Below are 21,190 nucleotides of genomic sequence, written 5' to 3' on the forward strand. Positions count from 1 at the left end.
TGGAGAGGCAGTAATGGCGGAAGGGGCAGCCGGTGAAGGTTAAGCGTTTTTTTGCGCCCGACATGAGCAGCGCCATGCGCCTGGTCCGCGATGAGGTGGGGCCGGACGCTGTCATTCTCTCCAATAATCGCGTCGCCGGTGGGGTTGAAGTGGTGGTGGCGCTCGAGTACCAGGCACCGACATCGACCCCGGAGAGCCTGCGCCAGCAGCGCGTTCAGCGCGAGCGGGCCCGCGAGGGACGGACCCGTTCGGTTGGAGCCAGTAGCGCCCGTGAGCGGCTTGCTGGTGAGCTGGGGCGAGCGCAGTCCGTGTTGGCGCGCTCCCAGGCCCAGAATCGGCCTCAGCAATCTGACCTGCCCCCCCTGCTGCGCGCAGCCAAAGACAAGCAGTTGAACCTGGATGACGATGTCTGGGACGGCGTGCTGAAGTCGCTGCAGGCGCGGCGTGGCAAAGGCGCCCAGGCTTCAGCGCCGCGGCCGGGCCGTGCTGCGGGCGGGGCAGGGGTGCGGCCTCGGATTTCTGCAGTTGAGCCGGCGGTGCCCCAGGGGCGTTCTCGCTCGGCGCCAGCGGACGCTGAGCGCACGGTGGCGCGGGGCGCCGCCCCGGTTGCGCGTCCGGCTGAGGAGCACTCGGAGCTGCAGGCGATGCGGGATGAGATCGAAAGCCTGAAATCGCTGTTGCGCTCGAGGTTGTCTGGCGAGCAGTCTGCAGCCGAGCCGGCGCCCGAGCCGGTTGCGCCTGCGCCGGCGGTGGCGGGTGGTCTGCATTCAGGTCTGCTGGGGCGCTTCGAGCGCATGGGGGTGGTGGCCGGGCTGGCCCAGCGCCTGGTCAGTGCCATCGAGGTCGGTACCGAGCCGGAGCGCGGCTGGAAAATCGCCCTCGGGCGGCTGGCCGAAGCCCTGCCGACGGTTGGTGAGAACATTGCCGATCGTGGCGGGGTGCTGGCGTTCGTGGGCGCCACCGGGGTTGGCAAAACCACCACCATCGGCAAGCTTGCGGCGCAATATGTGCTCAAACACGGCAGTTCCAGCGTGGCCCTGGTGACCACCGACAGTTACCGGATCGCCGCGCATGAGCAGTTGCGTACTTTCGGGCGCATCCTGGATATCCCGGTGCGGGTGGTGGATGAGACCCGCTCCTTGGACGACGTCTTGCGGACCCTGCGTGACAAACGGCTGGTGCTGATTGATACCTCCGGTATCGGCAGCGGCGACAGCCAGCGCGATGCGCAGTTGGCGATGCTGGCCGAATCCAGCTACCGCATCAAAAAGTACCTGGTGCTACCCACCACCGCTCAGTACCAGGTGCTTAAGCGGGCCTGCGATCATTTCAAGCCGGTTGGCCTCAATGGCGCCGTCTTGAGTAAGGTCGACGAGTCGGTCAGCCTTGGTGAGGCGATCAGTGTCGTGGTCAACCACCGGTTGCCCGTCGCTTACGTGACTGACGGGCAGAAAATTCCCGACCACATCGAGGTGGCGCGGGCCAATGGGATCGTCAGTCGCGCCGTGGTGATGGCTGAAAGGCGGCAAAGTGCAGGGGAGGTTGATACAGATCAACAGCCGGCTCTTTATGCTCAAGCCGGCGATGTGGTCTGATTAGGGGCAGTTAAAGAATGAAGCCAACTCATCCGGTGCAGGTGATTGCCGTAACGGGCGGCAAGGGGGGCGTGGGCAAGACCAATGTCTCTGTAAACCTGAGCACGGCGCTGGCCCAGGCCGGCAAGCGGGTGGTGTTGATGGATGCGGACCTGGGGCTCGCCAATGTGGACGTGCTGCTGGGGCTCAAGCCCCGGCGCAATATCGCTGATCTGCTGGCCGGAGAGTGCGAGATTGCCGATATACTGGTGGAGGCGCCGGGGGGGCTTCGAATCGTACCGGCCTCCTCCGGCACCCAGTCCCTGGTTTCGCTGAGTGCCCATGAGCACGCCGAGCTGATCCACGCCTTCAGCGATATTGCCGATGATCTTGATATTCTGGTGGTGGATACGGCGGCGGGAATTTCTGAGTCGGTGGTCAGCTTCGTCCGCGCGGCCCAGGAGGTGCTGGTGGTGGTCTGCGACGAGCCGACGTCGATTACTGACGCTTACGCCCTGATCAAGCTGCTGAACAGGGACTATGGCATGAACCGGTTCCGGGTCCTTGCTAACATGGTGCGTTCCGAGCAGGAAGGGCGGAATATGTTTGCCAAGCTGACCACCGTGACCGACCGCTTTCTGGATATCGCCCTGCAATACGTGGGATCGATACCCTATGATGAGACGGTGCGCAAAGCCGTGCAGAAGCAGCAGCCGGTGGTCAAGGCCTTTCCACGAAGCAAGTCGGCTCTGGCCTACAGTAAGCTGGCGCAAAAGATCGTTAGCTGGCCCGTGATGTCGACCCCGCGCGGGCACTTGGAGTTTTTTGTCGAGCGTCTGGTCAGAGCCCCGAACCTGCGCTGATACCTTAAGGGTGTCCATGTACAACCAGTTAGAAACAGGTTCGCCGGTCCACGCGGTGGAGAAGTACGCTCCGCTGGTAAAGCGGATCGCGCACCATATGCTGGCCCGGCTCCCCTCCAGCGTGATCCTGGAAGATCTGATCCAGTCGGGCATGATCGGCTTGCTGGAGGCGGCCCGCAAGTACGATCCCAGCAAGGGCGCCAGTTTTGAAACCTATGCCGGTATTCGCATCCGCGGCGCGATCATTGACGAGGTGCGAAGGGGAGACTGGACCCCGCGATCGGTGCACCGCAACGGCCGCCGGATCGCCGAATGTATCCAGGCAGTCGAGGCACGCACGGGGCGGGATGCGCAGGATGCGGAGGTGGCCCGCGAACTCGGGGTCAGTCTGCAGGAGTATTACGCCCTCCTCAAAGATTCGGCCGGCAGTCGCCTGTTCAGTTTTGATGAGCTGCAGGAAGCGGGCGAGAACAGCCCTGGAGAAGAGGTGCCCAGCGGCGAGCCCGGTCCTGAGCGAGGGCACGAATCTGCCGCCTTTCAGCAGGCTCTCGCCCAGGCGATCAGCCAGCTGCCGGAGCGGGAGCGGCTGGTGCTGTCGCTGTATTACGACGAAGAGCTCAACCTGAAGGAGATCGGCGGGGTGCTGGGGGTGAGTGAATCCCGGGTCAGTCAGATTCACAGCCAGGCCGCGCTGCGCTTGAGGTCGCGTTTAGCAACTTGGCGTTGAGCATAGTAAGATGATCGCTTTTATCAGTCCGGCCAACGGGCCGGCTGGAGCCCAGTTCAGGCGTTACGAACGACAGGCATGACGGAGGTCGCCTTGGATAAAAACATGAAAATCCTCATTGTCGATGATTTCTCGACCATGAGGCGAATTATCAAAAACCTGCTGCGGGACCTCGGCTTCAACAACACGGTGGAAGCGGACGATGGCAACACGGCACTGCCGATCCTAAAAAGCGGCGGCATCGATTTTCTGGTAACCGACTGGAACATGCCGGGCATGTCGGGGCTGGAGCTGCTGCAGGCGGTCCGTTCGGATGCGGCCCTGGCCAAACTGCCGGTGCTGATGGTGACCGCCGAGGCCAAGCGCGAGCAGATTATCCTGGCGGCCCAGGCGGGCGTAAACGGTTACGTGGTCAAGCCCTTTACCGCGGCGGTGTTGAAAGAGAAGATCGAGAAGATTTTCGAGCGCATCGGTTAAGGGGCGGTTATGGCAGGGCTAGATGACATCACCGACCTGCAGACCTTCGAGCAGGTGCTGCAGGACCGGGCGCGGGAACTGATCGAGTTCCTTGACAAGGGCGACTTTACCAGCGCCATGCAGATTCTCGCCGAACTGAGCGAAGCGCGCAGCGCCATGCTCTATCGCGAGGTGGGGCGACTGACCCGTGGGCTCCACGAGGCGTTGAAAGAGTTCAATATCGACGTCGAGAAGAGCGCGGCCATGCAGGCCACCAGCGGCGGCGAAGCCAGCGAAGTGGCCAGTGCCAACGAGCGACTGAACTATGTGCTGGAGCTGACCGAGAAGGCGGCCAACACCACCATGGACATGGTGGATGCCAGCATGCCGATTGCCGAAGAACTGGGGGAGCAGGCCCGGTTGTTGCGCGACGACTGGAAGCGGATGGCGGACAAGGAGAGCACCCTGTCCGAACTCAAGGACCTGGGGCGCAGTACCGAGAGCTTTTTGCTGCAGATCGAGAGCGGTTCCGGCGCCCTCCATAAAAACTTTACCGATATCCTGCTTGCCCAGGGCTTTCAGGATATCACCGGGCAACTGATCAAGCGCGTGATCGGCCTGGTCAACGAAGTGGAGAGCAGTCTGGTCAAGCTGGTGAGCGTGGCGGGTAAAGTTGACCGCATCACCGGTATCAAGCGCGAGGCGGAGCTGGAAGCACGCTCGCAGGCCAAAGAAGGTAGTACGGACCTGAAGGGGCATGGTCCCCAGGTGCTGAAACACGAGACCACCTCCGAGGTGGTCGCCGGTCAGGATGACGTGGACGACCTCCTGTCGAGCCTTGGATTCTGAGGAGCCTAGTGCATGAGTCTGGATGTAGATGAAGAAATCCTGCAGGACTTTCTGGTAGAAGCCGGCGAGATACTGGAGCAGCTGTCCGAGCAGTTGGTGGACCTGGAGCAGCGCCCTGATGACAGTGAGCTGCTTAACGCCATTTTTCGCGGGTTTCATACCGTCAAAGGCGGTGCGGGCTTTCTTCAGCTGACCGCCTTGGTGGACTGCTGTCATGCGGCTGAAAACGTGTTTGACAAGCTGCGCAACCACGAGCTTGAGGTCAGCACCGAGCTGATGGATGTGGTGCTGCAGGCGCTGGACAGCGTCAACGCGATGTTTGATATGGTGCGCAGTGGAGAAGAGCCGGAGCCCGCCGATTCTGCACTGCTGGCGTCGCTGGCGGCACTGAGCCGGGGCGAGACGGTCCAGGCGGCGGAGGCTGCCGCCCCGGAGACGCCGGTGCCATCGCAGCCGGCGGGCAATGACCCGGCCGATGCCGAATTTGACGAGATGCTTAACGCCCTGGGCACCGAAGCGCCGGTTAGCTCGACCCCGGCCCCGAGCGCCAGCGCTGACGAGGGAATCGGCGAGGTCATTGCCGGTGACGACAGCGGCGAGATCACCGAAGACGAATTTGAGGCGCTGCTGGATCAGCTGCACGGCAAGGGGCAGCACGGTGGCGTCGTCGCCGCCACGGACAGTGGCACCGGCAGCACCGCCGAACCCGAAGCGGCCGCCGGCGGTCAGGGTGGCGACGATGAGCTGATCACCGAGGACGAGTTCGAGAAGCTACTGGACGAGCTCCAGGCCGAGGGTAAGGGCGCCTTTGCCGGCGGGCCTCAGGGCCAGGAGCCCGTGGCGCCAGCAGCCGCGCAGTCATCACAGCCGGCCGCTCCGAAGCCTGCCCAGTCCACGCCTGTCCAGCCTGCCGCTGCCCCGAGCGCCCCGCCGAAGGCCGAGCCAAAAAAGACGGCCAAGAAGCCGGAAAAGGCGCCTGCGGCTGAAACCACGGTGCGCGTAGATACCCAGCGCCTGGATGACATCATGAACATGGTCGGGGAGCTGGTGCTGGTGCGCAATCGCATGGTGCGCCTGGGCCACAAGGTGGCCGACGAGGAGGTCAACAAGGCCGTGGCCAGCCTTGATATGGTGACAGCAGACCTGCAGATGTCGGTTATGAAAACCCGCATGCAGCCAATCAAGAAGGTTTTCGGGCGCTTCCCGCGGGTGGTGCGTGATTTGGCCCGCACCCTGAAAAAAGAGGTGAACCTGGAGCTGCGCGGCGAGGACACCGACCTCGACAAGAACCTGGTCGAAGCCCTGGCCGACCCCCTGGTGCACCTGGTGCGCAACGCCGTGGACCACGGTGTTGAAAGTCCGGAGGCCCGTGAGGCGGCCGGCAAGCCTCGGGCCGGCCGAGTCCTGCTCTCCGCCGAGCAGGAGGGTGATCACATCTTGCTTTCCATCGAAGATGATGGGGCCGGAATGGACGCGGACAAGCTGCGGGCGCTGGCGGTGGAAAAGGGCCTGATGGATCAAGACGCCGCCGACCGGCTGAGTGATCACGAGGCCTTCAACCTGATTTTCGCCGCGGGCTTTTCCACCAAGAAGGAGATTTCCGACGTCTCCGGGCGCGGCGTGGGCATGGACGTGGTCAAGACCAAGATTACCCAGCTCAACGGTACGCTGAATATCGACTCGGTACTCGGGCAGGGTTCGCGGATCGAGATTAAGGTCCCTCTCACACTGGCGATCATGCCCACCCTGATGGTCATGCTCGGGGACCAGGCCTTTGCGCTGCCCCTGGTGAACGTCAACGAGATTTTCCACCTGGACCTGACCCAGACCAACGTGGTGGACGGACAGGAGGTGGTGGTGGTTCGGGAAAAGGCATTACCCCTGTTCCACTGCAAGCGTTGGCTGGTGGAGGGCGCCCAGTCTGAGCCCCTGCCCGAGACCGGGCACGTGGTGATCGTTACCATCGGCACCAAGCGGGTCGGCTTTATCGTGGACCAGTTGGTAGGCCAGGAGGAAGTGGTGATCAAGCCGCTGGGCAAGATGCTGCTGGGTACGCCGGGCATGGCCGGGGCCACCATCACCGGGGATGGGCGGATCGCGCTGATCCTGGATATCCCCAATCTGCTTAAGCACTATGCCACCCGCTGAGGCGGGCGTGGTCTAGCCGCCTCGGCGGCTAGACCGTTTTTGGGAGCAGTCCTATGCCGGTAAGCGTACTGGTTGTCGATGATTCGGCTTTCTTTCGGCAGCGGGTCAGCGCGATTCTGAACGCCGATCCGCGGGTCACCGTGGTCGGCACCGCCGAGAATGGCAAGGTCGCCATCGACAAGGCGCGGCAGCTACGCCCCGACGTAATAACCATGGACTACGAGATGCCGGTCATGAACGGCATCGCGGCGCTAACGGAAATCATGCGGGTGGCGCCGACCCCGGTTCTGATGTTCTCCTCTCTCACCTACGAGGGGGCGCGCATTACCCTTGAGGCCCTGGAAGCAGGGGCCGTGGATTACCTGCCCAAAAGTTACGAGCAGATGGCGCCCGGCAAGGGAAGCCTGGAGCAGGTGCTGATCGAGCGTATCCTGACCGTATCCCGTAGCCACCCGGGCTCGCTCCGAGGCCCAGGGCGGGCTGCTCCCGCGATTACGCCTCCGCCGCGCCGCCCTTTGGGAACTGGCGCCGGGCTCAGGCAGCCAGCGGCGCCCATTGCGGAGCCGGCCCGGCCCCCGGCAAAAGCCAAGATACCCAACCTGCGCGACCGCTGTTCACTGGTGGTGTTCGGTACGTCCACCGGCGGGCCGGTGGCAATCCAGAAAGTGCTGACCCAGTTGCCGGCCAGTTTTCCCGTCCCCATCCTGGTGGTGCAGCACATGCCCAAGGCATTTACCGGCGCCTTTGCCGAACGTCTCAACCAGCAGTGCGCCCTGGAAGTCCGGGAAGCGGTTGACGGTGACCGCTTACAGCCAGGGGTGGTGCTGCTGGCCCCGGGTGGCCAGCAGATGATGGTGGAGAGTCGTGGCGGGGGACGGGTGCGCGTTCTCGAAGGCGATGCGCGCCTCAATTACAAGCCCAGCGTCGATATCACCTTTGGCTCGGCCGCCAAGCAGATGCCCGGCAAGGTTCTGGGTATCGTCCTCACCGGAATGGGGGCCGACGGTCGGGAAGGGGCAAGGCTGCTCAAGCGCACCGGATCCCAGGTCTGGGCCCAGAACGAGGCCAGCTGTGTCATTTACGGCATGCCCCAGGCCATAGTCCAGGCCCAGCTGCAGGACCTGGTGCTGGACCTTTCCGAAGTGGGCAGCGCCCTGACCACGGCGCTGGGTCGCTGATGGACCGGCTTAGTCTATTCGGCCTGATTCTGGCCCTGCTGGCGATTCTCGGCGGCAGCCTTTTCGAAGGGGGGAGCTTGAGCACCCTCTTTAATGGGGCCGCGGCCATCATCGTTTTTGGCGGCACCCTGGGTGCCGCGTTGCTGCAGACACCCCTGGTCGACCTGCAGCGGGCACTGGGGCTGTTCCGGTGGATTTTCGGGCCGCCACGGCTCGACTTTAACCGTGGCATCGAAAAGGTGGTGGGGTGGAGTGTGCACGCCCGCCGCTACGGCCTGCTGGGGTTGGAAAAGCAGGGCGAGCTGGAAAATGATCCTTTTCTGCGCAAGGGCTTGCAGCTGATTGCTGACGGCGGCGAGCCGGAGGTGGTGAGAGAGATCATGGAGGTCGAGGTCAACGTCTGCGAGCAGCGCGATCTGCAGGCGATTCGCTTTTACGAAAGCATGGGGGGATACGCGCCTACCATCGGGATTATCGGTGCGGTCATGGGGCTGATCCACGTGATGACGAACCTGGGCAACCCTACCAGCCTGGGGCTTGGTATTGCCACCGCGTTCGTGTCCACCATCTATGGTGTGGGCATCGCCAACCTTTTTTTCCTCCCGGTGGCCAGTAAGCTGCGTTCCATCGTTTTCCGCCAGTACCAGTACCGGGAGATGATGCTGGACGGTATGCTGGCCATCGTCCAAGGCCACAATCCGGGGGCGATCCGGGTCAAGCTGGAGGGCTACCTCAAGTGAGTGGGGGCGGCCATGGCTAGGCGGCGTCCGGCTCGACAGGAAATTCACCCGGATCGCTGGGTGGTCTCCTACGCCGATTTCATTACCCTGCTGTTCGCCTTCTTCGTGGTGATGTACTCCATCTCCGCCGTCAACGAGGGCAAGTACCGGGTGCTCTCCGAGTCCCTGCAGGGGGTGTTCCGGGGGGTGGAGTATACCTTTGATCCGATTCCGATTGGGGATCTGGCGCAGCCCCAGGTGAGCCGCGATATCGGCCTGCTGGATCAGCGCCCGGCGCAGCGTTCCGCGGTTTACCAGAAGCTGCCCCAGGCGATGAGTGACGAGGACCTGGAATTGTTGCAGATTCAGGCCGATGCCAAGAAGCAGTTTCAGGAGCTGATAGACGACGGCCAGTTGTCGGTCTCGGCCAACCGGCTCTGGGTGGAAATCGAGATCGCCTCGGGCATTCTCTTTCCCAGCGGCAACGCCGCCCCGACGATGGCGGCGGATCCGCTGCTCGAGGCGCTGGCTGAAATTCTCAAACCTTACGACAACCCGTTGCAGGTGGAAGGCTTCACCGACAACCAGCCGATTGATACCGAGCGCTTCCCTTCCAACTGGGAACTGTCCGCGGCCCGGGCTGCCGGGGTGGTGCGGGCGCTGGCCCACTACGGTGTAAACCCCGAGCGCATGGCTGCGATCGGTTTCGGGGAGTACCGCCCCAAGGTCAGCAACCTCACCCCGCGCGGGCGCGCGATGAACCGTCGAGTGAAGGTCATCGTGTCCCGGGATGAACAGGTGCGGCGCGCCCTGGGGGCCTTTGGCAGCGAAACGGTGAGCGAGGAGGCGGTGCGCACTATCTTGGAAATTAAAGCCGAGCCTGCGCCGGAGGCGCCTGCGGGGGCGATCCAACAGGTTGAGACCGAGCAGGGGGTTCTCTTTACGCGGGATCCGGAATCTTCACAGCCAGAGCCATAATAAAAGGGGTTTAGGGTGCATATCTGGGCGGTAGCCAATCAGAAAGGGGGCGTAGGGAAAACCACCACCGGGGTGACCCTCGCGGGCCTGCTGGCCGATCAGGGCTTTGACGTGCTGTTGCTGGACCTGGATCCCCACGGCTCGCTGACCAGTTATTTCGGTTATGACCCCGACCAGCTGGAGCACAGTGCCTATGACCTGTTCCAGCACGAAGGCAAGGTGCCCGCTTCCCTGCCGCCCAACCTGCTGCTCAACACCAGCCACGACCGCATTAACCTGATCCCGGCGTCGACCGCCATGGCGACCCTGGAGCGTAGGGCTGTGGGCAGCGATGGCATGGGGTTGGTGGTGTCCCGTGCCCTGACCCACCTTTGGGACCGCTTTGACTATGTGCTGATCGACAGTCCGCCCGTCCTCGGGGTGCTGATGGTCAATGCCCTGGCGGCCTGCGAGCGCCTGCTGGTGCCGGTGCAGACCGAGTTTCTCGCCATCAAGGGGCTCGAGCGTATGGTGCGAACCCTGACCATGATCAACCGGGCGAGGAGCCGCAAGCTCGATTACTATATACTTCCCACCTTTTTTGATCGCCGCACTCAGGCCTCGGTGCAGAGCCTGCGGGTCATCAAGCAGCGCTATCCTGACGAGATCGCGCAGGCGGTGATTCCTGTTGACACCAAGTTCCGCAACGCCAGCACGCGGGGGGTGGTCCCCTCGGCGCTGGACCCCAGCACCCACGGGGTCCGGGCGTACGCCATGCTGATGCGTTCTTTACTGCAAATTGAGCGTGAGGAGCAGGTACAGCCCTGAGCAGGCCCCAGCCACCATGAGTAATTCGAAGATGAAGGCTCGGTCCGCCGCGCCCCAGACCACCACGGTGGAAACGATCTCCCCGCAGCGGGCGGTGCAGGAATACCTGGATGGTCTGTTGCTGGATGCCACCACCCGGGCTCGGGAGCCTGAACCCCCGGCCCCGGCGCCAATTCCGGCTCCGGCCATACCGGAGGCTCCCCAGGTTGCACCGGCCGTGTCTGCCCCCGCTGTCGCCGAGGATGCGGTCGTGGTACCCGCGCCGCCGGCCCCGCCCGAGGACGGCTGGATCGACGGGCGGCCGGCCTGGGCGCAGCGCAAGTTCGAGTGCCTGCTGTTCCGGGTGTCGGGCCTGACCCTGGCGGTGCCGCTGGTGGAGCTGGGCGGGGTGCTGAGCCTGGATCAGGAGCTGACGCCCCTGTTCGGTCAGCCGGACTGGTTCCTGGGCTTGCTGCGCTCCAAGTCCGAGGGTACAGTCAAGGCCATTGATACGGCCCGCTGGGTGATGCCCGAGCGTTATGACCCGGCGTCCCGGGAACAGTTGAAATACGTGATCCTGATGCAGGGCAGTGAATGGGGCATGACCTGCCACGAGGTGGCGGACGCCATCAGCCTTGAGCCCGACCAGGTCAGCTGGCGCACCGACCGCGGCCGCAGGCCTTGGCTGGCGGGGACGGTGATTGAACACATGTGCGCCATCATGGATGTCGCCGCCCTGGTGCGGCTGGTTGACCAGGACAGTCGCAACGGCGGTAATCTGAAATGACGAGGGGCGCTGCGAACGCCCAGTCCAAGCGAGGAGTTTTAATGGATATCAACACTCACGGTGGAGCGGAAGATCCGGTACTCCAGTGGGTAACCTTCCGTCTTGCGGAAGAGACCTACGGCATCAACGTGATGCAGGTGCAGGAGGTGCTGCGCTATACCGAAGTGGCACCGGTGCCCGGCGCGCCTGCCTATGTGCTGGGGATCATCAACCTGCGGGGCAACGTGGTGACCGTGATCGACACCCGCCAGCGCTTTGGGCTCCCCGCGACCGAGGTCACCGACCATTCCCGGATCGTGGTGATTGAAGTCGGCGGTCAGGTAGTCGGCATTCTGGTCGATGCCGTGTCGGAAGTGGTTTACCTCAACCAGTCCGAGATCGAGCAGGCCCCCAACGTTGGTACCGAGGAGAGTGCCAAGTTTATCCAGGGCGTGTGCCACAAGGACAACCGCCTGCTGATCCTGGTGGATCTGCAAAAGCTGATGAGTGAGGAGGAGTGGTCCGAAATCGCCATGCTCTAGGCGTGAGGACCGGCTTTTTCCGTGTTTTCCCCCCTGCTTTGGATGCTGCTCGCCGGTGTTGCGCTGCTTGCCGCGAGCGCCTTCGCCCTTGCCTGGAGTGCACACCGCAAACTGGCCGAGAACCAGCGCAAGTATCAGGCGCTGGTAAACGTGTTACGTAACGAAATTCGGGTGATGAACAGTGGCGCTATCGGCGTCGGCCGACGCCTCAAGCAGGTGGAAGGCCGTCTGAATATCACCGCCGAGAAGCAGCAGGAGCTGGAAAACCGCGATCCCGGCGCGCTGGCCTACAATCAGGCCGCCAAACTCATGGAGATGGGGGCGGACGTGGATGACCTGGTCGCCAACTGCGGCATCGCCCGTCCCGAGGCGGAGTTGATGGCGCTGCTGCATCGTGAGATCAAGGCCGCCCCGTCGCTGGAATCCAAGCGCTGAGTTGGGCTAAATCGCCTATTGTTCCAGGTCGAGCTCCTTGTCCGGGCGCAGACTGTAGGCAAAGGCGATGACCTCGGCGATTGCCTGGTAGAGCGCCGCCGGAATCTCCTGCCCCAGCTCAAGCACGGCCAGCGACTCAACCAGCGCCGGGTCCTCGTGCAGCAGCACGCCGTGCTCTCTGGCAACCCGAATAATCTCATCAGCGATCAGCCCCTGGCCCTTGGCTGAGACATAGGGCGCGCGCTCCTTGTCATAGGTGAGGGCGACGGCGCGGCGACGGGGATCAGGCTCGTTCTTTTTCATGTCTTTATATTGATCAGTGGCCGGTAGGGCGCCGCCGGTTCCGCAGCGGTCTTTTCAAAGGGGGCGTCGCGCACACCCAGGGCGCCCACCTCCAGCCCCAGGCTTTGCAGCCGCTCGTGCAGACTCTCCAGGTGCGGCTCCAGCAGTTGGCGCGCGCCCTGCTCTCCCCGCCAGAGGACACTGATCCGGCCCGCCTCCAGGGTCAATACGACCCCCAGCGGTGGCATATCGGCCATGGCGAACTCGAGGCGCACCTGCCAGCGGGCGCGCTCGATTTCTGCGCCGGTCCCGTCATCGTCTGTTTCTCGTTGAATGCGCAGTTGAATGTTCTCGTTCTGGCCTTGCCAGAGTACGGGAATGTCCAGGGCCAGGGTGCGTCCGGGCTCGGCGCCGGGTTCTGCCGCCTGTCGACCCAGGCTGGTGACCTGGTTGACCAGCACCCGGCTGATCGCTTCGCGGGTCATCTGGGTCATGCGCTCGCCAAGCGCCGGCGGCAGCTCGCGCTGGTTGCCGCCCTGCAGTGCCTGGCTCAGGCGGAGCAGCAGGGCTTTCTGATCTTGCTGTATCGCCTGGGTGTCGCCTCGCGCCAGGCGGTTCTCCAGCACCGTGCCGCTGTTAAGCAGCTGCTGCCTCACGCCCTCGGCATCTGCCCGCTGGGGGGTGCTCAGGGCGCGTCCCAGCAGCAGTTGGACTAGGTTCAGCAGCAGCGGCTGCGCCCGCTGCAACTGGCCGCTCTGTTGCGCGTCGCTCAGCAGGTTAAGCAGCTGGTGGGGCGGCTGTTGTTGGGGCAGGTGTTGGCGTAAGGCCTGCTCTACCGCCTGGGCCTTTACGGAGGGAAACTCTGCGATCAGGCTGCCCGCGCTGTTCAGCCCCAACTTTACCTGGCTGCCGACGCGGGGGGGCTCCGGCAGGCTGAGTTCAAGGGTGCGGCCGGCCAGGGACAGCTGCACCCGGTATCCTGGCACTGAGAGGCTTGAGGGGGCTGCGGTGTTGGGCGCACCCGCCGGGCGGCCTGCCTGGTTGCTCAGCGCGGTTTCCAGCAGTACCCGGACCACCCGGGCGGTGGCGGTTTCGCCAATCGCCAGGCCCGGAACCGCCTGGCCTTGGGGAGGCGTGGCGCGCACGCGCACGATCGGTGCTTCGGGGGTTACCGGGGCCGGCTGCCGGGGCGGAGTCGCCGCTGTTTCCCTGGGTAGCGTGACCAGAATCCGGTCGCCGCTCTCCCGGGTCACCCGTACTTCGGTGCCGACCGTGAGGGGGCGCGGCGTGAAGACTTCGTAGAGGCGGCCCTGCAGGTTCAACTTCACGCGGTAGCCGATCTGTTCGGTCTGAACCGGCGGCGAGCTTGTCCCGGTTCGCGGTGGCTCGGCCGGCGCTGGGGCAGCGGAGCGGGTGGCGGGAGCCTTGGGCGCAGACGTCGCCGGCGCCTGGGGGCGCACATCCACCACCCGGGCGTTGCTGCTTTGCCCGATTTGCAACAGGGATTGCAGGCGGTTGAAGCCGGTGCGCACTTCCGCTGTGACTTGTTGCAGACCGCTGTTATTTAAAGGGTCGATAAAAGACCTCCCGATTGCGGCCGGGGTGGCTGGGGCTGTCGGCGTCTCACCCTTCTATTTTAGGGGGGATTGCCGGCCCAGGCTGTCATGGCCGGGTCTGTCGTATATAATGCTCTGATTTCACGAGTTAAGGAACCGCTCCCGAGGGGGCGGGCTTTCAGAAGGTAGCCAGGCTTTTGTCCACACCCCTGCTTGAAGCCAAGGATCTGTTCTGCGAACGGGACGAGCGCGTACTCTTTGAAGGGCTCAGTTTTGCCATCGCTCCCGGAGAAATCGTTCAGGTGGAGGGCCCCAACGGCAGCGGTAAAACCACGCTCCTGCGTCTGCTCAGCGGTCTCTCCTGTGCCTGGGAAGGGGATCTGTTCTGGCGCGGAGAACCCATTGCCAGCGTCCGCGACGATTTCTTCAACTCCTTGCTCTATTTCGGCCATCAGGCGGGCATCAAGGCGGTGCTCACCCCTGAGGAGAACCTGCGCTGGTATAGCGCCCTGCACCCGCTGACAGACCCCGACGGCATTAGCGACGCACTCTACGAGGTCGGCCTTTACGGTTACGAGGATGTGCCCTGCCACTCGCTGTCGGCGGGACAGAATCGCCGGGTCAGCCTGGCTCGCCTTTACCTGAGTCAGGCGCCTTTGTGGATTCTCGATGAGCCTTTTACTGCCATCGACAAGCGCGGTGTGGCCAAACAAGAGGCGCTGATTGCCAGCCACGCCGAGCGCGGTGGCACCGTCATCCTGACCACCCACCACGAGCTGGGGATCGACGAACGGGTGCGCAAGATTACACTGGGGGCATTGGCGGAGGAGGCTGCCAGTGACTAAGACTGAACCGCAAATGTCCCTGAGTCGCGTATTCTGGTACACCCTCAGGCGCGATATCCTCCTGGCTTACCGGCGCCGCAACGATCTGGTCAGCCCGCTCGCTTTTTTCGTCATGGTGGCGTCACTTTTCCCTCTGGGCGTCAGCCCGGATCCGGCATTTTTGTCCGAGGTGGCCGCCGGTGTGGTCTGGGTGGCCGCGTTGCTCTCGACCCTGTTGTCCATGGACAGCCTGTTCCGCTCCGATTTTGACGACGGCTCCCTGGAGCAGATGCTGCTGACGCCCCAGCCCCTGGCGCTGCTGGTGGTGGCGAAGGTGCTGGCCCACTGGCTGGTGAGCGGGTTTCCGCTCATTGTGCTGGCACCCTTGCTGGGGGTGATGCTGTTTCTACCGGACGCCGGCTTCGGGCCCCTTGTCTTGACGCTGCTGCTGGGAACTCCCACCCTTAGCTTGATCGGCGCCATAGGCGCGGCGCTGACGGTGGGGCTGCGTAAAGGTGGTGTGTTGATTACCCTGTTGGTGCTGCCGCTTTATATCCCTGTGTTGATTTTCGGCACAGGGGCGGTGATGGCGGCTGCCAACGGCCTGGCGATCGGTGGTTACCTGGCGATTCTGGGGGCGATTCTGGCCCTGGGGCTGGTCCTGGCGCCTCTGGCTATCGCCGCTGCCCTACGAATCAGTGTGAGCAATTAATTAAGAGCAGACTTATGGCAAAAAAATGGAAAATGCCTAAATGGTTCTACCAGCTGGGATCCCCCCGCTGGTTCTACGATATCAGCGATCGTCTGCTGCCCTGGTTCGCGATTCCGGCGGTCTTGCTGCTGGTCATCGGCGCGGTCTGGGGGCTGGCGTTTGCCCCCGCGGATTACCAGCAGGGCAACAGTTTCCGGATTATCTATGTGCACGTGCCTTCGGCGGTGCTGGCCCAGTCGGCGTATATGCTGATGGCGGTGGCCGGAGCGATCAATCTGATCTGGAAAATGAAAGTGGCGGACATGGTGGCCAAGAGCTGTGCCCCCATCGGCGCCACCCTGGCCGTGCTCGCCCTGGCCACCGGCGCCATCTGGGGTAAACCCACCTGGGGGGCCTGGTGGGTCTGGGATGCCCGACTGACCTCGATGCTGATCCTGCTGTTCCTCTATATCGGCGTCTACGTGCTCTACTCGGCGATCGAAAACGAAGTGAAGGCCGGTCAGGCCGGGGCCGTGCTGGCGCTGGTGGGGCTGGTCAATATTCCGATCATCAAATACTCCGTGGAGTGGTGGAACACCCTGCACCAGCCCTCGACGTTCAAGGTGACTGAGAAGCCGGCGATGCCGCCGGAGATGTACCTGCCGCTGATTCTGATGGTGCTGGGTTTCTACTGTTTCTTCGCGGTGGCGCTGATGCTGCGGACCCGGGCGGAGGTGTTGCGCCGGGAGCGGCGTTCGGGCTGGGTCCAGCAACTGGTGGAGGCGAGCTGATGTACTTTGACAGTTTTAGTGAATTCCTCGCCATGGGCGGGCACGGCCCCTACGTCTGGGCCTGTTATGCTCTGGCGTCGGTCATCATCGGCTTCAACGTGATCAGCCCTTTGATGGCGAAAAAACAGTTTTTGTCCGAGCAGGCCCGGCGTCTGCGTCGCGAACGCCGCGCTGCCGGGAAGGAGAGTTAAGGATGTTGCAACGTCCCCTGCAATTGCTTGTGGCCATGGCCCTGCTGCTGACCGCGCTGTCCGCGCAGGCGGTGATCGAGACCTACGAGTTTAAAAACGAGGCCAACCGCGAGCGTTTCAAAGAGCTAACCGCCGTGCTGCGCTGTCCCAAGTGTCAGAACAACAACCTGGCAGACTCCAACGCCCCCATTGCGGCCGATATGCGGCGCGAGATTCACCGCATGCTGGAAGAGGGGCAGACCAAGCAGGACGTGGTGGACTTCATGGTGGCACGCTACGGCGACTTCGTGAATTACGTGCCCCGGCGGGACAGCTCCACCGCGCTGCTCTGGTTCGGACCGGTGGTGCTGCTGCTGGTCGGGCTGGCCGTGGTGGTGGTGATCAGCCGCCGACGACGGGCGGGCCAGGGCAAACCGCAGGTGGAGGTCTCGGCCGAGGAGCGTGAACGTCTGCGCAAACTGATAGACGAGGAGCGCTAGCCGTTATCAACGGCCGCCACCCGACCCGCTTTTTACATCGGCAGCCTTAGCTACCCCTGCCCCCCGGGCGGGGATTTGGATACAATGGGCGTCGTTTTCGGGTAACAGCGATTGGTCTGGTTATGAGTTTACGTGACTGGTTAATGGTCGGCGGAGCGTTGGTGCTGCTGCTGGTCGTTCTCGACGGCGTTCGGCGGCTTAAAAAGCGTGGTCGCCTGCGCTTGGATATTGATAAAAGCCTGGGCGATCTGCCTGAACCTGACCTCAGCGCCGAGCTGCCCAACGGCGGCGCCCGGCGTGCCCTGGACCCTCTGGTCGCGTCCCGGGGACCGTCCTTCTCCGAAGAACCTGTGCTTGAAGAGCCCGCCGAGCGGCAACCGGGCGGGCCGGGAAAGCGTGTGGCCGAGCCGGCCGTTGACGATGAGATCGATCTGCTGATGGCCGACCTCAAGGGGGTGGGTGAGGGTGCGGATAGTTGGCTCACCGAGGAGGAGAAGCCCGCTCTTAACGGGCGCGACCACGGCTCCTACGCGGAACTTGACGACGCCGAGATGCTTTCGCTGGGCGACGGCGAAGCCGTTGGCAGGCCGCGACCGGCTAAACCTGCCGAGGTGGCCCGCCGGGAGACTGCCCAGAGCGACTCGGCCTTTGAATCGGTGGAGCAGGCGCTGCCTGAGGATATCGCCCTGGCCGAGGAAGCGGTTGATGAGTCGGTCAATAACGCGCCGGCCACGGCTGAGTTGCAATCTGCCGAGCAGCCCGCTGCAGCTGAAGCTGAAGCCAGTCCCACCCCCACCCCCACCCCCCCCAAGGTGACCCTGGCCGGAGTGCCGACCCCAGGGGATGACCTGGACTTGAGTAAACCGGTGCCTGAGCTGATGGCGCAGATGGCCTCCCGTGTCGGCGCCGCCTCGACTGAGGAGAAAGTGGATGTCGTCAACGAGGCCTCCCAGCAGGGGGCCGAGTCGTCTCCCGTAAAAGCGCCGTCCGCATCTGCTGACGGTGATGAGCCTGCCGAAGAGGTTGCTGAAAACCGAACCGGGGAAGTGGCGTCTGCGCCCCCGGTAGAAACCCCGGCGGTGGTGTTTTCCGGGCCCGTGACCCAGGAGTCGGAGAAAAAGATCGAGCCCACCTTCGAAGAGCCGGTGCGGGATCAAAAACCTGGCAAGCGCGGTCGCCCGCCGAAGAAGAAAAAGCTTCGCCGGGGGCTGCCAGAGATTCAGATCAATATCTTTGATGAACATCCGGGATTGGCGCCCGAGCCCGAGCTGCCTCCCCAGTCGCGGGCCGCATCAAAGTCGAAGGGTAAGCCTAAAGCCAAAGCTAACGTCAAGGCCGGTGAGTCCCCCAGCAAGGCCGCCAATGGCGAGACCGACGTCGAGGCACCGGATGACGTACTGGTGGTGTCGGTAGCGGCCAAGCAGGCGCCGTTCCAGGGGAGTAAGCTGTTCAAGCTGCTTGCGGCCTGCGATCTGACGTTCGGCGATATGGCGATCTTTCACCGCCACGAGGAGCCGGGAGGCAAGGGGCCGATTCAGTTCAGCATGGCCAATGCCGTGAAGCCCGGCACCTTCGACCCGGAAAAGGCCGAGGCGTTTTCCACGCCGGCGGTGACGTTCTTTCTCCATATGGGTGAGCCCCGGGATCTGGCCAATGCCTTTGACTGCATGCTGGCCACGGCCCAGTGCGTGGCTGACAACCTGAATGGCGAGCTCAAAGACGAGAACCGCAGCAGCATGCGCCCGCAGACCATTGAGCATTGCCGGCAGCGCATTCGAGACTTCGAGCGCCGTCGCCTGACACGGCGCGCCTGATTCCAGGGGGCCGCCTTGGCGGCGCCCCTTCCAACCCCGAAGCCAAAATGACCGACACCCTCTCCCTTGATGCCGAACTGGCGCAACTGCGCGAGTCGTTGCAGGAGCATAATTACCGTTATTACGTGCTCGATGACCCCTCAATCCCGGACGCCGAGTACGACCGTCTGTTTCAGCGTTTAAAGGCGCTGGAAGCCGAGCACCCCGATCGGGTTACCCCCGACTCGCCTACCCAGCGGGTGGGGGCCTCGCCCCTGAGCGCATTCCCTGAAGTGCGCCACGAGCAGCCGATGCTCTCCCTCGACAACGCCTTTGACGAGGCCTCCTTGCGCGATTTCGACCGTCGTATCCACCAGCGCCTGGAGATGGGGCTGGAGACGCCCATCGACTACGCCTGCGAGCCCAAGCTCGACGGGATCGCCGTCAGCCTGCTCTACGAGAACGGGGTCCTGGTCAGGGGCGCGACCCGGGGTGACGGCACCACCGGCGAAGACATCACCCAGAACGTGCGCACGGTGCACAGCGTGCCGTTGCGGCTGCGCGGCGACGGCTGGCCGGCCCGGCTGGAGATCCGCGGCGAGATCTACCTGCCCAAGGCCGGTTTCGAGGCGATCAACGAGCGGGCGCGGTCGCGGGGCGAGAAGCCCTTCGTGAATCCGCGCAATGCCGCCGCCGGTAGTCTGCGGCAGCTGGATCCGCGCATTACCGCCGAGCGCCCGCTGGAGCTTTGCGTTTACGGGGTGGGGCTGGTGGAAGGCGAGGCTCTTGCGGGGGGGCAGGTGGAAACCCTCACCCGACTGCGCGAGTGGGGCCTGCGCACCAACCCGGAGATGGCCAGGGTCTGCGGTATCGAGGCCTGCCTTGAGTACTACCAGCGTCTCGCCGAGAAGCGTAACGGGCTTCCCTACGAGATCGACGGCATCGTGTTCAAGGTCGACGATCTTGGCCTGCAGCGTCGCCTGGGGTTTGTCTCCCGCGCACCGCGCTGGGCCATTGCCCACAAGTTTCCGGCCCAGGAGGAGTTGACCCTGTTGCAGGGGGTCGAGTTTCAGGTGGGCCGGACCGGCGCGGTGACCCCCGTGGCCCGGCTCAAGCCGGTGTTCGTGGGCGGGGTGACGGTCAGTAACGCCACCCTGCACAACATGGACGAGGTCGCCCGCCTCGATGCCCGTATCGGCGACACCGTGATCGTGCGCCGCGCCGGCGATGTGATCCCCCAGGTGGTGCGGGTGGTGCTGGAGCGCCGTCCTGCCGACGCCGTCAAAATTGAGCTTCCCGCACACTGCCCGGTGTGTGGCGCAGAGGTCGAGCGGACCGAGGGCGAAGCAGCGGCCCGCTGCAGCGGCGGGGTCAGTTGCGGGGCGCAGCGCAAGCGGGCGATCAAGCATTTTGCTTCCCGTCGGGCCATGGATATCGACGGCTTGGGAGACAAACTGGTGGACGCTCTGGTGGACAGCGGCCAGATCGAGCAGCTGGCCGACCTTTACCGCCTCGAGCATCCCCGGGTCGCGGGCATGGAACGGATGGGGGACAAGTCGGCAGAGAACCTGCTGCAGGCGATCGAGGCAAGCAAAACCACCACCCTGCCGCGGTTCCTCTATGCGTTGGGTATTCGCGAGGTGGGGGAGGCGACTGCCGTGGCCCTGGTCAATCACTTCGGCACCCTCGAGGCCATCAGCCGCGCCGATGAGCAGGCCCTGCAGGCGGTTCCCGACGTGGGACCGGTGGTGGCTCAGCACGTGGCGGTGTTCTTTCAACAGCCCCACAACCTAGAGACCCTCGAGCAGCTGCAGGGCGCGGGCGTTCATTGGCCGGCGGTCGAGATCATGCCGAAGGTGGAGCAACCGCTGGCGGGCAAGACCTATGTGTTGACCGGCACCCTCGAGCAACTGACCCGTGATGAGGCCAAGCAGCGTCTGCAGGCGCTGGGGGCCAAGGTGGCGGGGAGCGTCTCCAAGAAGACCGATTGCGTGGTGGCCGGCCCCGGTGCCGGTTCCAAGCTGGCCAAGGCGGAGTCCCTGGGGATCGCGGTGATCGACGAGGTGGCTTTACTCGAGCTGCTGGAGCAAGCCTGATGCGAATTCCACCGGACCAGTTGAGCGCTGAGGCGCTCATCGGGGTGATCGAAGAGTTTGTCACCCGCGACGGAACCGACTACGGCGCCGTGGAGTGCTCCCTGGAAGAGAAAACCGAGCAAGTCCGGCGTCAGCTGGAGCGGGGCGAGGCGGTGCTCTACTTCGATACCTACCTTGAGTGTTGCACCATTCTTAGCATGGATGACTACCGGGAGCGGCTGCGCGAGGCCCGTTAACGGAGTCCCGTGAAGGCATGGGGCTTGGGTTGAGCTGGGTTGAGCTGGGTTGGGTTGAGGTGGATTGGGCCCAGTGGCGGCGAAACCGGCCCAGGGCGATTTCAAACGCGGCCGTCCTATCCCGATGAACTCCCGAAACGAGGCCTTCCAAGGCCCGACTGCCCTGATCCGTCAGGCCAGCCGCGAAGTCGGCGGGTGGGCACAACGTTAGACCGGGGCGGGGCAAAAAG

Annotated in this window: 23 protein-coding genes; 21 read left to right on the forward strand and 2 right to left on the reverse strand. The window is 63.8% G+C overall.

Going from position 1 to position 21,190, the window contains the following annotated elements; genetic code table 11:
* The first annotated feature begins 32 nt into the window (after positions 1–32).
* The 13 genes from flhF (at position 33) to JGZ97_RS09925 (ending at position 12,021) form a co-directional block, all read left to right on the forward strand.
* Positions 33–1,595, forward strand: coding sequence for a flagellar biosynthesis protein FlhF (gene flhF, locus JGZ97_RS09865; RefSeq protein ID WP_207062441.1), 1,563 nt, complete (start codon positions 33–35; stop codon positions 1,593–1,595).
* Positions 1,596–1,612: 17 nt separating this feature from the next.
* Positions 1,613–2,437 (forward strand): MinD/ParA family protein, encoded by an 825-nt coding sequence (locus JGZ97_RS09870; RefSeq protein WP_207062442.1) that lies wholly within the window; start codon positions 1,613–1,615, stop codon positions 2,435–2,437.
* A 16-nt stretch (positions 2,438–2,453) separates the two neighbouring features.
* Entirely contained in the window at positions 2,454–3,164 is a 711-nt protein-coding gene (locus JGZ97_RS09875; RefSeq protein ID WP_207062443.1) for an RNA polymerase sigma factor FliA, read from the forward strand.
* Between the two features lie 93 nt (positions 3,165–3,257).
* The gene (cheY, locus tag JGZ97_RS09880; protein WP_207062444.1) at positions 3,258–3,641 is read left to right on the forward strand and encodes a chemotaxis response regulator CheY; all 384 of its coding nucleotides are present in this window, start codon (positions 3,258–3,260) and stop codon (positions 3,639–3,641) included.
* Positions 3,642–3,650: 9 nt separating this feature from the next.
* A complete protein-coding gene (locus JGZ97_RS09885) occupies positions 3,651–4,469 on the forward strand; it encodes a protein phosphatase CheZ (RefSeq protein ID WP_207062445.1) in 819 nt (272 codons plus the stop codon).
* A 12-nt stretch (positions 4,470–4,481) separates the two neighbouring features.
* Complete coding sequence (locus tag JGZ97_RS09890; RefSeq protein ID WP_207062446.1) at positions 4,482–6,617, forward strand: chemotaxis protein CheA; 2,136 nt, start codon at positions 4,482–4,484, stop codon at positions 6,615–6,617.
* Between the two features lie 53 nt (positions 6,618–6,670).
* Positions 6,671–7,795 carry a chemotaxis response regulator protein-glutamate methylesterase gene (locus JGZ97_RS09895; protein WP_207062447.1) on the forward strand — a complete coding sequence of 375 codons (1,125 nt, stop codon included), beginning with the start codon at positions 6,671–6,673 and terminating at the stop codon, positions 7,793–7,795.
* Positions 7,795–8,535 (forward strand): flagellar motor protein, encoded by a 741-nt coding sequence (locus JGZ97_RS09900; RefSeq protein WP_207062448.1) that lies wholly within the window; start codon positions 7,795–7,797, stop codon positions 8,533–8,535. The genes JGZ97_RS09895 and JGZ97_RS09900 overlap by 1 nt, the downstream gene beginning before the upstream one ends.
* 12 nt (positions 8,536–8,547) lie before the next feature.
* On the forward strand, positions 8,548–9,492 hold the full coding sequence (motD, locus tag JGZ97_RS09905) for a flagellar motor protein MotD (protein ID WP_207062449.1): 945 nt from the start codon (positions 8,548–8,550) through the stop codon (positions 9,490–9,492).
* A 15-nt stretch (positions 9,493–9,507) separates the two neighbouring features.
* Positions 9,508–10,299 carry a ParA family protein gene (locus tag JGZ97_RS09910; protein ID WP_207062450.1) on the forward strand — a complete coding sequence of 264 codons (792 nt, stop codon included), beginning with the start codon at positions 9,508–9,510 and terminating at the stop codon, positions 10,297–10,299.
* A gap of 16 nt (positions 10,300–10,315) precedes the next feature.
* Positions 10,316–11,065, forward strand: coding sequence for a chemotaxis protein CheW (locus JGZ97_RS09915; protein WP_207062451.1), 750 nt, complete (start codon positions 10,316–10,318; stop codon positions 11,063–11,065).
* Positions 11,066–11,106: 41 nt separating this feature from the next.
* Positions 11,107–11,586 (forward strand): chemotaxis protein CheW, encoded by a 480-nt coding sequence (locus JGZ97_RS09920; protein ID WP_207062452.1) that lies wholly within the window; start codon positions 11,107–11,109, stop codon positions 11,584–11,586.
* Positions 11,587–11,607: 21 nt separating this feature from the next.
* Positions 11,608–12,021, forward strand: coding sequence for a DUF2802 domain-containing protein (locus tag JGZ97_RS09925; protein WP_370584035.1), 414 nt, complete (start codon positions 11,608–11,610; stop codon positions 12,019–12,021).
* A 15-nt stretch (positions 12,022–12,036) separates the two neighbouring features.
* On the opposite strand, the gene JGZ97_RS09930 is transcribed toward JGZ97_RS09925, so the two are convergent.
* Together JGZ97_RS09930 and JGZ97_RS18485 are read right to left on the reverse strand one after the other, a co-directional pair.
* Positions 12,037–12,324 (reverse strand): EscU/YscU/HrcU family type III secretion system export apparatus switch protein, encoded by a 288-nt coding sequence (locus JGZ97_RS09930; protein ID WP_207062453.1) that lies wholly within the window; start codon positions 12,322–12,324, stop codon positions 12,037–12,039.
* On the reverse strand, positions 12,321–13,835 hold the full coding sequence (locus JGZ97_RS18485) for a flagellar hook-length control protein FliK (RefSeq protein WP_207062454.1): 1,515 nt from the start codon (positions 13,833–13,835) through the stop codon (positions 12,321–12,323). Before JGZ97_RS18485 ends, JGZ97_RS09930 begins: the two co-directional genes overlap by 4 nt.
* A 221-nt stretch (positions 13,836–14,056) precedes the next feature.
* Between JGZ97_RS18485 and ccmA the strand changes: the two genes are divergently transcribed.
* The 8 genes from ccmA to JGZ97_RS09975 all read left to right on the forward strand — a co-directional run bounded on the left by ccmA (position 14,057) and on the right by JGZ97_RS09975 (position 20,960).
* Entirely contained in the window at positions 14,057–14,704 is a 648-nt protein-coding gene (gene ccmA / locus JGZ97_RS09940; RefSeq protein ID WP_207062455.1) for a cytochrome c biogenesis heme-transporting ATPase CcmA, read from the forward strand.
* A gap of 13 nt (positions 14,705–14,717) precedes the next feature.
* Positions 14,718–15,395: a heme exporter protein CcmB gene (gene ccmB, locus JGZ97_RS09945; protein WP_207062489.1), complete on the forward strand. Its 678-nt coding sequence runs from the start codon at positions 14,718–14,720 to the stop codon at positions 15,393–15,395.
* 14 nt (positions 15,396–15,409) lie between these two features.
* Entirely contained in the window at positions 15,410–16,165 is a 756-nt protein-coding gene (locus tag JGZ97_RS09950; protein WP_242521657.1) for a heme ABC transporter permease, read from the forward strand.
* Positions 16,165–16,356 carry a heme exporter protein CcmD gene (gene ccmD, locus JGZ97_RS09955; RefSeq protein ID WP_207062456.1) on the forward strand — a complete coding sequence of 64 codons (192 nt, stop codon included), beginning with the start codon at positions 16,165–16,167 and terminating at the stop codon, positions 16,354–16,356. The genes JGZ97_RS09950 and ccmD overlap by 1 nt, the downstream gene beginning before the upstream one ends.
* Positions 16,357–16,373: 17 nt before the next feature.
* Positions 16,374–16,835 carry a cytochrome c-type biogenesis protein gene (locus JGZ97_RS09960; RefSeq protein ID WP_207062491.1) on the forward strand — a complete coding sequence of 154 codons (462 nt, stop codon included), beginning with the start codon at positions 16,374–16,376 and terminating at the stop codon, positions 16,833–16,835.
* A gap of 122 nt (positions 16,836–16,957) precedes the next feature.
* Positions 16,958–18,649: a cell division protein ZipA gene (zipA, locus tag JGZ97_RS09965; protein WP_207062457.1), complete on the forward strand. Its 1,692-nt coding sequence runs from the start codon at positions 16,958–16,960 to the stop codon at positions 18,647–18,649.
* Between the two features lie 47 nt (positions 18,650–18,696).
* On the forward strand, positions 18,697–20,724 hold the full coding sequence (ligA, locus tag JGZ97_RS09970) for an NAD-dependent DNA ligase LigA (RefSeq protein WP_207062458.1): 2,028 nt from the start codon (positions 18,697–18,699) through the stop codon (positions 20,722–20,724).
* Positions 20,724–20,960, forward strand: a complete 237-nt coding sequence (locus JGZ97_RS09975) for a YheU family protein (protein WP_207062459.1) — start codon at positions 20,724–20,726, stop codon at positions 20,958–20,960. The genes ligA and JGZ97_RS09975 overlap by 1 nt, the downstream gene beginning before the upstream one ends.
* Positions 20,961–21,190: the final 230 nt, after the last annotated feature.

The sequence above is a fragment of the Motiliproteus sp. SC1-56 genome, from assembly GCF_017309075.1.
GTDB lineage: Bacteria > Pseudomonadota > Gammaproteobacteria > Pseudomonadales > Balneatricaceae > Motiliproteus.

What these genes read in the sequence shown, in the direction of transcription:
- JGZ97_RS09870 (WP_207062442.1), top strand. Translation starts at nt 1,613, where the DNA reads ATGAAGCCAACTCATCCGGTGCAGGTGATTGCCGTAACGGGCGGCAAG.
- JGZ97_RS09875 (WP_207062443.1), top strand. Translation starts at nt 2,454, where the DNA reads ATGTACAACCAGTTAGAAACAGGTTCGCCGGTCCACGCGGTGGAGAAG.
- JGZ97_RS09885 (WP_207062445.1), top strand. Translation starts at nt 3,651, where the DNA reads ATGGCAGGGCTAGATGACATCACCGACCTGCAGACCTTCGAGCAGGTG.
- JGZ97_RS09890 (WP_207062446.1), top strand. Translation starts at nt 4,482, where the DNA reads ATGAGTCTGGATGTAGATGAAGAAATCCTGCAGGACTTTCTGGTAGAA.
- JGZ97_RS09895 (WP_207062447.1), top strand. Translation starts at nt 6,671, where the DNA reads ATGCCGGTAAGCGTACTGGTTGTCGATGATTCGGCTTTCTTTCGGCAG.
- JGZ97_RS09900 (WP_207062448.1), top strand. Translation starts at nt 7,795, where the DNA reads ATGGACCGGCTTAGTCTATTCGGCCTGATTCTGGCCCTGCTGGCGATT.
- motD (WP_207062449.1), top strand. Translation starts at nt 8,548, where the DNA reads ATGGCTAGGCGGCGTCCGGCTCGACAGGAAATTCACCCGGATCGCTGG.
- JGZ97_RS09915 (WP_207062451.1), top strand. Translation starts at nt 10,316, where the DNA reads ATGAGTAATTCGAAGATGAAGGCTCGGTCCGCCGCGCCCCAGACCACC.
- JGZ97_RS09920 (WP_207062452.1), top strand. Translation starts at nt 11,107, where the DNA reads ATGGATATCAACACTCACGGTGGAGCGGAAGATCCGGTACTCCAGTGG.
- JGZ97_RS09930 (WP_207062453.1), bottom strand. Translation starts at nt 12,324, where the DNA reads ATGAAAAAGAACGAGCCTGATCCCCGTCGCCGCGCCGTCGCCCTCACC.
- ccmB (WP_207062489.1), top strand. Translation starts at nt 14,718, where the DNA reads ATGTCCCTGAGTCGCGTATTCTGGTACACCCTCAGGCGCGATATCCTC.
- JGZ97_RS09950 (WP_242521657.1), top strand. Translation starts at nt 15,410, where the DNA reads ATGGCAAAAAAATGGAAAATGCCTAAATGGTTCTACCAGCTGGGATCC.
- ccmD (WP_207062456.1), top strand. Translation starts at nt 16,165, where the DNA reads ATGTACTTTGACAGTTTTAGTGAATTCCTCGCCATGGGCGGGCACGGC.
- zipA (WP_207062457.1), top strand. Translation starts at nt 16,958, where the DNA reads ATGAGTTTACGTGACTGGTTAATGGTCGGCGGAGCGTTGGTGCTGCTG.
- ligA (WP_207062458.1), top strand. Translation starts at nt 18,697, where the DNA reads ATGACCGACACCCTCTCCCTTGATGCCGAACTGGCGCAACTGCGCGAG.
- JGZ97_RS09975 (WP_207062459.1), top strand. Translation starts at nt 20,724, where the DNA reads ATGCGAATTCCACCGGACCAGTTGAGCGCTGAGGCGCTCATCGGGGTG.